This window comes from Mesorhizobium sp. M0771 (assembly GCF_040320155.1).
GTDB lineage: Bacteria > Pseudomonadota > Alphaproteobacteria > Rhizobiales > Rhizobiaceae > Mesorhizobium.
Genome location: NZ_JAMYPC010000017.1, coordinates 53,136 through 65,993, shown reverse-complemented (window position 1 = coordinate 65,993; position 12,858 = coordinate 53,136). Strand labels below are relative to the sequence as shown.

At 61.5% G+C, this 12,858-nt stretch carries 12 protein-coding genes; 8 read left to right on the top strand and 4 right to left on the bottom strand.

Features of this window, described 5'->3' with window-relative positions; all coding sequences use genetic code 11:
• Nucleotides 1–44: 44 nt before the first annotated feature.
• Together NKI05_RS23390 and NKI05_RS23385 are read left to right on the top strand one after the other, a co-directional pair.
• Nucleotides 45–1,325, top strand: coding sequence for an O-acetylhomoserine aminocarboxypropyltransferase (locus NKI05_RS23390; protein WP_352462920.1), 1,281 nt, complete (start codon nucleotides 45–47; stop codon nucleotides 1,323–1,325).
• Nucleotides 1,326–1,542: 217 nt separating this feature from the next.
• Nucleotides 1,543–1,875 carry a cupin domain-containing protein gene (locus NKI05_RS23385; RefSeq protein WP_488505273.1) on the top strand — a complete coding sequence of 111 codons (333 nt, stop codon included), beginning with the start codon at nucleotides 1,543–1,545 and terminating at the stop codon, nucleotides 1,873–1,875.
• Nucleotides 1,876–2,097: 222 nt separating this feature from the next.
• Here the strand turns inward: NKI05_RS23385 and NKI05_RS23380 are convergent, their stop codons facing one another.
• The 3 genes from NKI05_RS23380 to NKI05_RS23370 all read right to left on the bottom strand — a co-directional run bounded on the left by NKI05_RS23380 (nucleotide 2,098) and on the right by NKI05_RS23370 (nucleotide 4,576).
• Nucleotides 2,098–2,613 (bottom strand): transporter substrate-binding domain-containing protein, encoded by a 516-nt coding sequence (locus tag NKI05_RS23380; RefSeq protein ID WP_245261871.1) that lies wholly within the window; start codon nucleotides 2,611–2,613, stop codon nucleotides 2,098–2,100.
• Nucleotides 2,614–2,631: 18 nt separating this feature from the next.
• Entirely contained in the window at nucleotides 2,632–3,879 is a 1,248-nt protein-coding gene (locus NKI05_RS23375) for a cytochrome P450 (protein ID WP_023669418.1), read from the bottom strand.
• Between the two features lie 106 nt (nucleotides 3,880–3,985).
• Entirely contained in the window at nucleotides 3,986–4,576 is a 591-nt protein-coding gene (locus tag NKI05_RS23370; RefSeq protein WP_023669419.1) for a hypothetical protein, read from the bottom strand.
• Nucleotides 4,577–4,886: 310 nt separating this feature from the next.
• Here NKI05_RS23370 and clpP point away from each other — a divergent pair, with 310 nt between their 5' ends.
• The 4 genes from clpP (at nucleotide 4,887) to NKI05_RS23350 (ending at nucleotide 10,240) form a co-directional block, all read left to right on the top strand.
• A complete protein-coding gene (gene clpP, locus NKI05_RS23365) occupies nucleotides 4,887–5,516 on the top strand; it encodes an ATP-dependent Clp endopeptidase proteolytic subunit ClpP (protein ID WP_023682306.1) in 630 nt (209 codons plus the stop codon).
• A gap of 295 nt (nucleotides 5,517–5,811) precedes the next feature.
• Entirely contained in the window at nucleotides 5,812–7,086 is a 1,275-nt protein-coding gene (clpX, locus tag NKI05_RS23360) for an ATP-dependent Clp protease ATP-binding subunit ClpX (protein WP_023682305.1), read from the top strand.
• A gap of 273 nt (nucleotides 7,087–7,359) precedes the next feature.
• A complete protein-coding gene (gene lon, locus NKI05_RS23355) occupies nucleotides 7,360–9,771 on the top strand; it encodes an endopeptidase La (protein ID WP_023682304.1) in 2,412 nt (803 codons plus the stop codon).
• Nucleotides 9,772–9,967: 196 nt separating this feature from the next.
• The gene (locus NKI05_RS23350) at nucleotides 9,968–10,240 is read left to right on the top strand and encodes an HU family DNA-binding protein (protein WP_023669423.1); all 273 of its coding nucleotides are present in this window, start codon (nucleotides 9,968–9,970) and stop codon (nucleotides 10,238–10,240) included.
• A gap of 90 nt (nucleotides 10,241–10,330) precedes the next feature.
• On the opposite strand, the gene NKI05_RS23345 is transcribed toward NKI05_RS23350, so the two are convergent.
• Complete coding sequence (locus NKI05_RS23345) at nucleotides 10,331–11,353, bottom strand: aldo/keto reductase (protein ID WP_023669424.1); 1,023 nt, start codon at nucleotides 11,351–11,353, stop codon at nucleotides 10,331–10,333.
• 184 nt (nucleotides 11,354–11,537) lie between these two features.
• Here NKI05_RS23345 and NKI05_RS23340 point away from each other — a divergent pair, with 184 nt between their 5' ends.
• Nucleotides 11,538–12,104, top strand: a complete 567-nt coding sequence (locus tag NKI05_RS23340) for an SIS domain-containing protein (RefSeq protein ID WP_023689464.1) — start codon at nucleotides 11,538–11,540, stop codon at nucleotides 12,102–12,104.
• A 3-nt stretch (nucleotides 12,105–12,107) separates the two neighbouring features.
• Nucleotides 12,108–12,851, top strand: a complete 744-nt coding sequence (locus NKI05_RS23335; RefSeq protein WP_023689463.1) for a creatininase family protein — start codon at nucleotides 12,108–12,110, stop codon at nucleotides 12,849–12,851.
• Nucleotides 12,852–12,858 lie beyond the last annotated feature (7 nt).

Genomic DNA, 12,858 nt, shown 5'->3' with positions numbered 1-12,858 from the left:
CATCATTTCACCATTCACACGTTTACCGCTCAGGGAGGTTTTCGATGACCCGCACGCCCGGTTTCAACACGCTCGCCGTCCATGCCGGCGCCAAGCCCGACCCGGCAACGGGCGCACGCGCCACGCCGATCTACCAGACGACCTCCTTTGTGTTCGACGATGCCGACCATGCCGCCTCGCTGTTCGGGCTGAAGGCCTTCGGCAACATCTACACCCGCATCATGAACCCGACCCAGGCGGTGCTGGAAGAGCGGATCGCGGCGCTCGAAGGCGGCACGGCTGCACTTGCCGTTGCTTCCGGCCATGCCGCACAGGTGATCGTGTTCCACAATCTCATGCGGCCTGGCGATAATTTCGTCGCCGCCACAAGGCTTTACGGTGGTTCGATCAATCAGTTCGGCCATGCCTTCAAGAATTTCGGCTGGGAGGTGCGTTGGGCCGACACCAACGACATCTCCACTTTCGAAAGCCAGATCGACGATAAGACCAAGGCGATCTTCATCGAGAGCCTGGCCAATCCCGGCGGCACCTTCGTCGACATCGAGAAGATCGGCGACATCGCCCGCAAGCACGGCTTGCCGCTCATCGTCGACAACACACTGGCCTCGCCCTATCTGGTGCGGCCGATCGAGCATGGCGCCGACATCGTCGTCCATTCGCTGACCAAGTTCATCGGCGGCCACGGCAATTCGATCGGCGGCGCCATCGTCGATGGCGGCACGTTCGACTGGTCGAAATCCGGCAAATATCCGATGCTGTCGGAGCCGCGCCCCGAATATGGCGGGCTTGTCCTGCACGAAACCTTCGGCAATTTCGCCTTCGCCATCGCCGCGCGCGTGCTCGGCCTGCGTGACATCGGCCCGGCGATTTCGCCGTTCAATGCCTTCCTGATCCTGACCGGGCTGGAGACCTTGCCGCTCAGGATGCAGCGCCATTGCGACAATGCGATCACCGTAGCCGGCTGGCTGTCCAACCACCCCAAGGTCGCCTGGGTCAACTATCCCGGCCTGCCCAGCGACAAGAACAACGCGCTGCAGAAGAAATACTCGCCGCAAGGCGCCGGTGCTGTCTTCACCTTCGGCCTGAAGGGCGGCTACGAGGCCGGCATCAAGTTCGTCGAGGCGCTCGAACTGTTCTCGCACCTCGCCAATGTCGGCGACACCAAGTCGCTGGTCATCCATCCGGCATCGACCACGCATCGCCAGCTTTCCGACGAGCAGAAGGTCAAGGCGGGCGCGGGACCGGACACGGTCCGGCTTTCCGTCGGCATCGAGGATGTCAACGACATCGTCGCCGATCTGGAACAGGCTTTGACCAAGGTTTGATTTTTTGTAGTGAGTAGTGAGTAGTGAGTAGTGAGTAGTGAGTAGTGAGTAGTGAGTAGTAGTCGGTATTCACCATTTAGCAGTGATTAGTGATCAGCCACCCGCTCGAGGGAGCGCTTTCCGCTCACTACTCACTACTCACTACTCACTAGTCACTACTCACTGCACTACTCACTAGTCACTAATCTGTTGGAGGCAAACCCTGTCCGCGCATTACTTGGCAATATCGACCGACAGCGTCGACGCCGAACATGGCGCCCCGGCGCCGGATCGTCTGATTGCGGGCGATCCGAAGTTCCGCACCTGGAATGTCGAGGAGCGCGATGGCCGCCTCTATGCCGGCATCTGGGAAGCGACGCCGGGCAAATGGCGCATCGAATATGACGAATGGGAGTTCTGCCACATCCTGTCCGGCGTCTCGGTGGTTGCCGAGGATGGCGGCGAGGCGCGCACGGTGCGCGCCGGCGACAGCTTCGTGCTCAGGCCAGGCTTCAGGGGCAGTTGGGAAGTGCTTGAAACGACCCGCAAGGAGTATGTGATCAAGCTCTGACCGCTCGGTCGCGCTTGGACTTCACAAAAGCCGATCGATGTCAGTGTCGGAAAAGCCGTATCCGCTCATCATCTCCCTGTGCCAGGGACTTCCAAGCAAATCACTGAGACATAAATCAACGCGCTGGAGCAGGGTGGCACTGCCTTTGGCGAGAGCGAAAGCGCCGGGCGCTGGCTGTTTTTCGACTGCCGGGACGTCGACGACGTCGAGAGGCGCGTCGGGTCACCGGCTCAGATAGCCGCGATGCGCGAGCGCTGCACTCGCATAGGCATGCACCACGCCGGCCGCGACGGCGTTAGCTGCTTCGGGCTGAGTGGCAAATATCCTTAGCCGTTCGGGCTGAATAGCGTTTTGCAGGGCCGTCCGGTGCTGGATCTGGCCCGATATGACGCCGATCAGCGCCGTCCGATCATTGGCGACGGACCGATAGCCATCGAAGGCGCGGGGATTGTCTTTCGCGACCAGCAATCCATCCGCCAGCATCCAGATCGGCCTTGTGAAGTCGACCAGCTTCCGGCGGTCGTCGGAAAAGAACAGGCCGGTGGTTATGTCCCACCGATCTTCGGCAAACCCAGGCGGCAGCTCGGCAAACTCGGTCTCGATGGGCAAAAGTTCCAGCCCGAGCGTCAGGCAGACCCTCTTGGCCAGTTGGGCATCGCTGCCGCCCAGACGTCCCGATCCGTCGATAAAGCAGAAGGGTGGTTCTTGTAGAAAGGCGAATCTCATTTTCTCGGGCATGCGTCGGCTCCGCCGTCCTCACAAGCTCACAATAAGCTTTTCCAGCCCATGGAAATGATAGGTGTCGCGGAAGCGCGGCTGCTCCGCAAGATGGAGTTGCAGCTGCCGCTCGAACAGGGTTTTCAGCGACACCTGCAATTCCAGCCGCGCCAGCGGCGCACCGATGCAGAAATGGATACCGGCGCCGAACGAGACATTCTTCTGGTCTAGTCGGCCGGGCTGGAAGGCGCCGGGTTCGGCAAAGGCAAGCGGATCATGATTGGCCATGCCGAGTAGCAGGCCGATCGTCTCGCCCGGTTGTACGACAACCCCCGATGTCACCTCGACCTCTAGATAGGCGTAGCGGGTGAACATATGCAGCGGCGCGTCGAAGCGCAGGCACTCCTCGACCGTTGCAGCCGTTGCTTCCGGCGAGGTGAAGAAGCGGGCGGGGTCGCCGCCTTGCGCCAGCAGCGTGCGCACGGCGTTGCCGGTTTGATGAACGGTCGCCTCGTGGCCGGCATTGAGCAAAAGGATGGCGGACGACACCAGTTCGTCCTCAGAAAGCTTCTGGCCATCCTCCTGCGCCGCGATCAGCAGCGACAGCAGGTCGTCGCCAGGCTTCTTGCGCCGCTCGGTGACATAGCCGCGCAAAAAGTCGGAAAAATCGCGCGCGGCGCGATTGGCCGCTTGCTCGGTCTCGCGCGTGCGGCCATGCATGTACATGGCCACCATCCGGTGCGACCAGTCGAGCAGTTGCGGCCCCATTTCGACCGGCACGCCAAGCATTTCGGCAATGATGGTGATGGGCAACGGCGCGGCGAAGCTGGGCAAAAGATCGACCTGGCGCGGTTCGAAACGGTCGATCAGCTCATTGGCCAGCGCCTCCACGCGCGGCCGCAGCCGCTCGACCTGGCGCGAGACGAAGGCGCGGTTGACCAGGGTTCTGAGCCTGGTGTGCACCGGCGGCTCCAGCTCCAGCATCGAATTGCTCTCGATGCCGTCGAAAGCGGCCAAATGCGAGCGATCCTCGCCGATGCCGCGGCTGTCGGGAATGCCGGCCGGGTTCTGGCGGCCGAAGCGGCGGTCGCGCAACAGCCGGTTGACGTCGTCGAAGCCGCCAAAGCACCAGAAGCCGAATTCCTCCCAGAAGAAGGCATTCGATGCGCCATGCAGGACGGCATAGGCGTCGTAAGGGTTCTGGAAAAACGCCGGTTCGTGCGGATCGAGCCGCAGGCGGCGCGTGGCTGGATCAAAGGCGAGGTAGGGCGGCATGGATGTGGTCATGCCAGACCATTAGCGCGGCTTGCCGGCTTGGTGCCAGACCGTATGTTGGCCCCGACGGGCCTATGAATTGAGCCAACCGAGACGGACCTCGGCGAAGTACCGAAGTCTAATCCTGGCAATGCCTGGCAATATGCACGCGGCGCCAGCTGGTCGAGCCTTCCTGCACCACCACCCGGCGCGCCACCCTCTGGTATGACGGCGCTATCTGGGTGACGTGCCGCCGCTCGGGCCGCACCAGCACTTCATGGGCGACGCTTTCATATTCGGCCGGCAGCACAACCCGGCGTGTGCGCTCCGGTTCAAGCATCACCGTTTCGGCGACACGCGCGTAGCGGGCCTTGCGCCACACCTTGCACAGCACCTTGCGGCCCTGGATGACGCGCCATTCCCAGGCATAGCCGCCATCGTCGACCTGGACCGTGCGGTAAACGGTGCGGGTTCTCGCCGGTACGATGTCATAGGTGACTCGGGGCGGCGCGATCTGCTCGACGCGCTCCATGGTGCCATAGATCGGCGGATCATAGTCGACCAGCTGCCCGCCGGGACTGACCATGACGTCTTCATAGACGGTGTCATAGAGCGCCGGCCTGTGCACCGGCTCATAGCATTCGGCGGCCCGGCCGCCGGCAACCGCATCGGACACGATGCCGAGACCGGCAAGGCCGGAAATGGCGAGGCAAACAGTTTTCCTGATCATGGCACTCCCCCTGTTTGAACGCGAGAAGGTGAGGTTCAACGTTGAACTGTAGGGGAAGGTTCTCCGGGGGAAAGCGGTTTCGCCGCATTTCGTTAAGCGACGCGGTTAAGGAATTGCTACACCGCAAAAACGCCGCTGGCCGCGTTCGGACTTTCCCTTGCGCGGAAACCTTGATTCGACTTAACCAGATGGCTAGGAGAGGCGGCCTTGCGCTAGGGTGAGCCGGCATCCTATTTACATTCTAACCATCAAGAACCGATTCTGCCCGATTTCCCGGCGCCGGAATCCCCATCTCCAAAAAGGGTAGTCCATGAAGAACCCCGTCGAAACCTACATGAACCTCGTTCCGATGGTGGTCGAGCAGACCAATCGCGGCGAGCGGGCCTACGACATTTTCTCGCGCCTGCTGAAAGAGCGCATCATTTTCATCACCGGCCCGGTCGAAGACGGTATGGCGACGCTGGTTTGTGCACAGCTTTTGTTCCTCGAGGCCGAGAACCCGAAGAAAGAGATCAATCTCTACATCAACTCGCCGGGCGGCGTGGTGACCTCGGGCATGGCGATCTACGACACCATGCAGTTCATCAAGCCGGCAGTGTCGACGCTGTGCATCGGCCAGGCGGCGTCGATGGGCTCGCTGCTTCTGACCGCCGGCCACAAGGACATGCGTTTTGCCACGCCGAACGCCCGTATCATGGTTCACCAGCCTTCCGGCGGTTTCCAGGGCCAGGCCTCCGACATCGAGCGGCACGCGCAGGACATCATCAAGCTGAAGCGCCGCCTCAACGAGGTCTACGTCAAACACACCGGCAAGAGCTACGAAGACATTGAAAAGACGCTTGACCGCGACCATTTCATGACAGCCGACGAAGCCAAGGATTTCGGCCTCATCGACAAGGTCATTTCGTCGCGCGAGCCGGTCGAAGGCGCTGCGGCATAAGCGCTGCATGGCAGTTGCGTGGCTGGATAACGCGCTTTTGCTGGGATTTGCGGCATTTCGGCCACAATTGGCTGTTCCCTCGGTGGATGGGATTGCCTACGTTAAGGCTATGTTGATTTTCGACGGCTTAGCTTTGTGCAGGGTTGGCGCGAATCATTGCGACGTTTTCTGATTTGTGTTTCGTACGGAATGCGTTGCGGGAGCCGGGACACTGGCGGCGGCGAATTCCCGCGATAGATAGAATATGCGCCCTTTCAGCCAGACCATCGGCGGGCGGCCATGAAAGGACAGGAAAATGAGCAAAGTCGGCAACAACAGCGGTGATTCGAAGAACACGCTTTATTGCTCGTTTTGCGGCAAAAGCCAGCACGAGGTGCGCAAGCTGATCGCCGGCCCAACGGTGTTCATCTGCGACGAGTGCGTAGAGCTGTGCATGGACATCATCCGCGAGGAGAACAAGACCTCGATGGTGAAGTCGCGCGAGGGCGTGCCGACCCCGCAGGAGATCCTGAAGGTTCTCGACGACTATGTCATCGGCCAGCCCTACGCCAAGCGCGTGCTGTCGGTGGCTGTCCACAACCACTACAAGCGCCTGGCGCATGCCGGCAAGAACAACGACGTCGAATTGGCGAAGTCCAACATCCTGCTGATCGGCCCGACCGGCTGCGGCAAGACGCTGCTTGCCCAGACGCTGGCCCGCATCATCGACGTGCCCTTCACCATGGCCGACGCGACGACGCTGACCGAAGCCGGTTACGTCGGCGAGGACGTCGAAAACATCATCCTGAAGCTGCTGCAGTCGGCCGACTACAATGTCGAGCGCGCCCAGCGCGGCATCGTCTACATCGATGAAATCGACAAGATTTCGCGCAAGTCCGACAACCCATCGATCACCCGCGACGTGTCGGGCGAGGGTGTGCAGCAGGCGCTTCTGAAGATCATGGAAGGCACCGTTGCCTCCGTGCCGCCGCAGGGCGGCCGCAAGCATCCGCAGCAGGAGTTCCTGCAGGTCGACACCGCCAACATCCTGTTCATCTGCGGCGGCGCCTTCGCCGGGCTGGACAAGATCATCTCGGATCGCGGCAGGAAGACTTCCATCGGCTTCGGCGCCATCGTCGCTTCGCCCGAGGATCGCCGCACCGGTGACGTGTTCCGCCTGGTCGAGCCCGAGGATCTCTTGAAGTTCGGCCTCATCCCCGAGTTTGTCGGCCGTCTGCCGGTCCTGGCGACGCTGGAAGACCTCGACGAGCCGGCGCTGATCCAGATCCTGACCGAGCCGAAAAACGCGCTGGTCAAGCAGTATCAGCGGCTGTTCGAGATGGAGAGTGTCGACCTGACCTTCCATGAGAATGCGCTGTCGGCGATCGCCAAGCGCGCCATCGAGCGCAAGACCGGCGCCCGTGGCCTCCGCTCGATCATGGAAGCGATCCTGCTCGACACCATGTTCGAACTGCCCGCCCTGGAAGGCGTGCGCGAAGTGGTGATTTCGGAAGAAGTGGTGACCGGCAGCGCCCGGCCGCTCTACATCTATTCCGAGCAGAAGGAAAAGAAGGGCAACGTCAGCGCCTGATCTGGCATCTGGCCTAACCTTTTTATGGAACGGCGCCCGCGGGGCGCCGTTTTGCTGTGGTGAGGTACCGATCCTTGTGACGGAGTGGATGAACGAACGTGTCGACCCTTGATCTTTGCCCCTCGTGCATCCAACTAACATCGGAAGGCCGTGGTGCCGAATTCTGTGCTGTAAAACTCCCGTCACAAACGGTGGTAGGCGGAACGATCCCCGGTCGTTAATATGAGATTCGCGGTTGGCTCGATTAGCGGCCGCGACATGAAAGGTTGGACAATGGCCAAAATATCCAAGGCTCCCAGCGACGGCGTCTTCGCAGTCCTCCCACTGCGCGACATCGTGGTGTTCCCGCACATGATCGTTCCGCTCTTTGTCGGGCGTGAAAAGTCGATCAAGGCGCTGGAAGAGGTTATGGGTCAGGAAAAGCAGATCCTGCTTGCCACCCAGATGAATGCCGCCGATGACGATCCCGAGCCCGATGCGATCTTCGACATCGGCACGCTCGCCAATGTGCTGCAATTGCTGAAGCTGCCCGACGGCACCGTCAAGGTGCTGGTCGAAGGCGCTTCGCGTGCCAAGATCGTCTCGTTCACCGACCGTCCGGACTTCCACGAAGCTACCGCCACGGCGCTGGTCGAGCCGGAGGAGGAAGAGGTCGAGGTCGAGGCGCTCGCCCGTTCGGTCGTCACCGACTTCGAAAACTACGTCAAGCTGAACAAGAAGATTTCGCCTGAAGTGGTGGGTGCCGCCAGCCAGATCGACGACTATTCCAAGCTCGCCGATACGGTTGCTTCGCACCTCGCCATCAAGATCCCCGAGAAGCAGGAGATGCTGGCCACGCTGTCCGTCAAGGAACGGCTGGAAAAGGCGATGGGCTTCATGGAAGCCGAAATCTCCGTCCTGCAGGTGGAGAAGCGCATCCGCTCGCGCGTCAAGCGCCAGATGGAGAAGACGCAGCGCGAATACTACCTCAACGAGCAGATGAAGGCGATCCAGAAGGAACTCGGCGAAGGCGAGGACGGCCGCGACGAGGCCGCCGAGATCGAGGCGCGCATCAAGAAGACCAAGCTCTCCAAGGAGGCCCGCGAAAAGGCGGAAGCCGAGTTGAAGAAGCTGCGGACGATGTCGCCGATGTCGGCGGAATCGACCGTCGTGCGCAACTACCTCGACTGGATCCTGTCGATCCCGTGGGGCAAGAACTCCAAGGTCAAGCAGGACCTGGCGTTTGCGCAGAACGTGCTCGACACCGATCATTTCGGCCTCGACAAGGTCAAGGACCGCATCGTCGAGTATCTCGCCGTGCAAAGCCGCCAGAAGAAGCTGAAGGGGCCGATCCTGTGCCTCGTCGGCCCTCCCGGCGTCGGCAAGACCTCGCTCGGCAAGTCGATCGCCAAGGCGACCGGCCGCGAGTTCATCCGCATGGCGCTTGGCGGCGTGCGTGACGAGGCCGAGATCCGTGGCCACCGCCGCACCTATATCGGCTCGATGCCCGGCAAGGTCATCCAGTCGATGAAGAAGGCCAAGAAGTCCAACCCGCTCTTCCTGCTCGACGAGATCGACAAGATGGGCCAGGACTTCCGCGGCGATCCGTCATCGGCTTTGCTCGAGGTGCTCGATCCCGAGCAGAACTCGACGTTCATGGACCATTACCTCGAGGTCGAATACGACCTGTCGAGCGTGATGTTCGTGACGACGGCGAACACGCTGAACATCCCTGCGCCCCTGATGGACCGCATGGAGATCATCCGTATCGCCGGCTACACCGAGGACGAGAAGATCGAGATCGCCAAGCGTCACCTGATGCCCAAGGTGATCCGCGATCATGCCCTGCAGCCGAAGGAATTCTCCGTCGGCGAGGACGCGATCCGCGGCATCATCCAGACCTACACCCGTGAAGCGGGCGTCAGAAGCCTGGAGCGCGAGCTGATGAAGCTCGGGCGCAAGGCGGTGACCGAGATCCTGAAGACGAAGAAGAAGACGGTGAGCATTACGGCGGCGAACCTCGCCGATTACCTCGGTGTTCCGCGCTTCCGCTTCGGCCAGGTCGAGGCCGACGATCAGGTCGGTGTCGTCACCGGTCTTGCCTGGACGGAAGTCGGCGGCGAGCTGCTGACGGTCGAAGGCGTCATGATGCCCGGCAAGGGCCGCATGACGGTGACCGGCAATCTGCGCGACGTGATGAAGGAATCGATCTCGGCGGCGGCCTCTTATGTCCGCTCGCGGGCCATCGATTTCGGCATCGAGCCGCCGCTGTTCGACAAGCGTGACATCCACGTCCACTTGCCCGAAGGCGCCACGCCGAAGGACGGTCCGTCTGCAGGTGCTGCCATGGCGACGGCCATCGTGTCTGTCATGACTGGTATTCCGGTCCGGGCCGATGTGGCGATGACTGGCGAGATAACGCTTCGCGGCCGCATCTTGCCGATCGGCGGCCTCAAGGAGAAGCTGCTCGCCGCACTGCGCGGCGGCATCAAGAAGGTGCTGATCCCGGAAGACAACGCCAAGGATCTGGCGGAGATACCGGACAATGTGAAGAACGGTATGGAGATCATTCCGGTCTCACGTGTCGGCGAGGTTCTGAGGCACGCGCTGGTGCGCATGCCGGAGCCAATTGAGTGGGTCGAGCCAGTCAATCCGCCGGCTTCCACCGATACCGTTGACGATGCTGGAAAGTCGCTTGCACATTAGAAACTACTAAAGTTGCAGTGCACAAAGAGAGAGCCGGGCCTTGAGCCCGGCTTTTTCATGTGAAAAACCCACCATTTCCGGGCTTTTTTCAACTTTTTTCCGGCTTTTTGACTTGGGTTTGCGAGCGCTTCTTTCTAAAGTCCCTCTCCTGCCGGATGAGTCGAAAGTTCCGGTTTTCTCATGGAAGGGAATTTTTATGAACAAGAACGAACTGGTTTCCGCTGTCGCTGAATCCGCGAGCATTTCGAAGGGTGACGCACAGTCGGCGGTTGAGGCGGTGTTCTCCGTCATCACTGGCGAACTGAAGAAGGGCGGCGATGTACGGCTCGTCGGCTTCGGAAATTTCACCGTCTCCAAGCGTGCGGCATCGACTGGCCGCAACCCGCAGACTGGCGCGGAAGTGAAGATTCCGGCGCGTACCGTGCCGAAGTTCTCGGCCGGCAAAGGCCTCAAGGACGCGGTCAACTAAAAATTTTTCAGAGAATGTTGAAAAGCCGGGTTCGCCCGGCTTTTCTTTTGCCTCGATGGCGGCAGGCCGTCAGCCCGCTGAGGCGAGCCTTCAGCCCACCGGCGCATCCGCGCGCATCAGGCCTTCCTGCTTGAGGTCCGCCCACAGCGCCGCAGGCAGCTTGGCATCGAGCAGGGCGCGGTTGCTTTCGACTTCACTCGGCCGCTGGCCGCCGGGGATGACCGACACCACGGAAGGGTGCAGCAGCGGAAACTGCAGCGCCGCCTCGATCAGCCTGACGCCATGGCGCTGGCAGACGGCCTCGATGCGCCCGACGCGATCCATGATGTCCCTTGGCGCCTCGGAGTAATTGTAATAGGCGCCTGGCTTCGGCCCGGTCGCCAGGATGCCGGAATTGTAAGGACCGCCGAGAACGATGCCGATGCCGCGTTGCTCACAGAGCGGCAGGAAGGTGGCAAGCGCTTCCTGTTCCAGCAGCGTGTAGCGCCCGGCCAGCAGGAACAGGTCGAAGTCGCCACGCTCCGCCAGCGTCTGGCAAACCTCCCATTCGTTGATGCCGCCGCCGAAGGCCTTGATCACGCCCTGGTCGCGCAGCGCAACCAGTCCGTTGTAGCCCGAGGCCATGAATTCCTCGATGCGCTGGTCTGACGCCTCCTTGCTGCCATGGGTGAAGATGTCGAGGTCATGGACGAAAAGGATGTCGATGCGGTCGACGCCAAGCCGTTCCAGCGACGCCTCGAACGAGCGCATGACGCCGTCGTAGCTGTAGTCGTAGACCTCCTTGCGCGTCGGTGTGTCGAAGAACTTGCCGATGCCGGTTCGTTCCTCCGGCGGGCAGGCGCGCAACAGGCGACCGACCTTGCTCGACAGCACATAATCGTCGCGCTTCCTGCCGCGCAGGAAGGCATTGAGCCGTGTTTCGGCAAGGCCCAGGCCATAGAGCGGCGCGGTGTCGTAGTAACGGCAGCCGGTCGCCCACGCCGCCTCCAGCGTGGCGTTGGCATCCGCGTCGGGGACGGCGCGGTAAAGGTTGCCGAGCGGCGCGCTGCCGAAGCCAAGCTCGGTGAAGTCGAGGCCGCCATTGCCGATGCGGTCGAAATGCCGTGTCTTCATGTCGTGCTGATTTCCTGGATTGATTGTCTGACATGACACTATCACGCCGCTGGCTCAGCAAAAGCCGCCATGGCCGTTGGACAGGCATTTTCGCGGTGATAGCATGAACAAAAACAAGCCTTTTTCCGAAAGCGCGCAACCCGAAATCACCGGCCACAAACCCAGCCGGACAGATGGGACTCTCATGACGAATGCCGGCTCGGATATGTTTTCGACCGCCCTGCAAGAGCTGGGCGCCGTACTGGCGCGCGTCGACGAAGCCGGCATCGACACCGCCTGCGAAACCCTGGCCCGCGCGCAAAAGATCGTCGTCTATGGCTGCGGCCGCGAGGCCTTGCAGCTCAAGGGTTTCGCCATGCGCCTCTATCACCTTGGCCTTGAGGTGTCGGTGGTCGGCGACATGAACACGCCACCGCTTCGCCCAGCCGATGTCTTCCTGGTCAGTTCCGGCCCGGGCGAGACGACGACGGTGCTTACCTTGATGCAAGTCGCCCGCCAGGCCGGCGCCACCGTGCTTTTGCTCACCGCCGAGGCAGGCAGTAGTGCGGTCGCGCTTGCCGACTTCACCTTGCTGATCCCGGCGCAGACCATGGCGCGTGACCAGGGGCCACAAAAGACATCGCTGCTGCCGATGGGCTCGGTCTTCGAAGGGGCGCTGTTCCTGCTGTTCGAGGTGATGGTGCTGAAGCTCAAGGCGCTGACCGGCCAGTCGTCCGAGGCCATGCGCACCCGCCACACCAACATGGAATAGATCATGCGCTACGAACTGATGTTGCCGCACCAGATCCGCAAGGCGATCGCCGAGAACTGGCCGGTCGCTCTCCCGCTCGGCGTGCTCGAATATCACGGCGAGCACATGGCTGTCGGCATGGACACGCTGGCCGTCGTCAAGACGCTGGAGCTCTACGAGAAGGAGGCCGACATCGTCATCCTGCCGGCTTTCTACTACGGTGCGGCGAGCTATGTGGTGGCAGCACCTGAAGGCAACGGCTCGGTGCAGGTCGGCGGCAACCAGCTGGCGCCGTTCGCCGAAGAATTGTTCTACAGCCTGCTGCGCATCGGCTTTCGTAACATCAACGCCATCATCCACCACCAGACCGAGAACTTTGCCGCCGGCATGCCGACCGATCTCGCCTTCAAGGCCGCCGGCCGCCAGGCGATTTTCCGCTTCCTCGAGAAGCAGCGCGGCGAGGGCTGGTGGGGCTCAGACGAGATGGCCGATTATTATGCCGGGCACGCCGCCGGCGAGAATTTCTTCAACTGGGTGCAGGTGCACCCGCTAATGTCGGCTGCCATGAACGGGAAGTATCCGTTCGATCACGCCGGTGTTGGCGAGACATCATTGATGCTGGCACTGTGTCCGGAAGCGGTCGATGCCGGGCGTTTTGGCGAGAATACCGCGTGGTATACGGCCAGTGCGCCGGAGGCCTCGGCGGAGCTAGGGCAGAAGGGCGTCGCGATGATCATGGATCACCTGAGGGCGATATTGGGGCGCTAGCAGACAA

Coding starts and splice junctions, on each gene's coding strand:
- NKI05_RS23390 (WP_352462920.1), top strand. CDS start 45: ATGACCCGCACGCCCGGTTTCAACACGCTCGCCGTCCATGCCGGCGCC.
- NKI05_RS23380 (WP_245261871.1), bottom strand. CDS start 2,613: ATGCCCGAGAAAATGAGATTCGCCTTTCTACAAGAACCACCCTTCTGC.
- NKI05_RS23375 (WP_023669418.1), bottom strand. CDS start 3,879: ATGACCACATCCATGCCGCCCTACCTCGCCTTTGATCCAGCCACGCGC.
- NKI05_RS23370 (WP_023669419.1), bottom strand. CDS start 4,576: ATGATCAGGAAAACTGTTTGCCTCGCCATTTCCGGCCTTGCCGGTCTC.
- clpP (WP_023682306.1), top strand. CDS start 4,887: ATGAAGAACCCCGTCGAAACCTACATGAACCTCGTTCCGATGGTGGTC.
- clpX (WP_023682305.1), top strand. CDS start 5,812: ATGAGCAAAGTCGGCAACAACAGCGGTGATTCGAAGAACACGCTTTAT.
- lon (WP_023682304.1), top strand. CDS start 7,360: ATGGCCAAAATATCCAAGGCTCCCAGCGACGGCGTCTTCGCAGTCCTC.
- NKI05_RS23350 (WP_023669423.1), top strand. CDS start 9,968: ATGAACAAGAACGAACTGGTTTCCGCTGTCGCTGAATCCGCGAGCATT.
- NKI05_RS23345 (WP_023669424.1), bottom strand. CDS start 11,353: ATGAAGACACGGCATTTCGACCGCATCGGCAATGGCGGCCTCGACTTC.
- NKI05_RS23340 (WP_023689464.1), top strand. CDS start 11,538: ATGACGAATGCCGGCTCGGATATGTTTTCGACCGCCCTGCAAGAGCTG.
- NKI05_RS23335 (WP_023689463.1), top strand. CDS start 12,108: ATGCGCTACGAACTGATGTTGCCGCACCAGATCCGCAAGGCGATCGCC.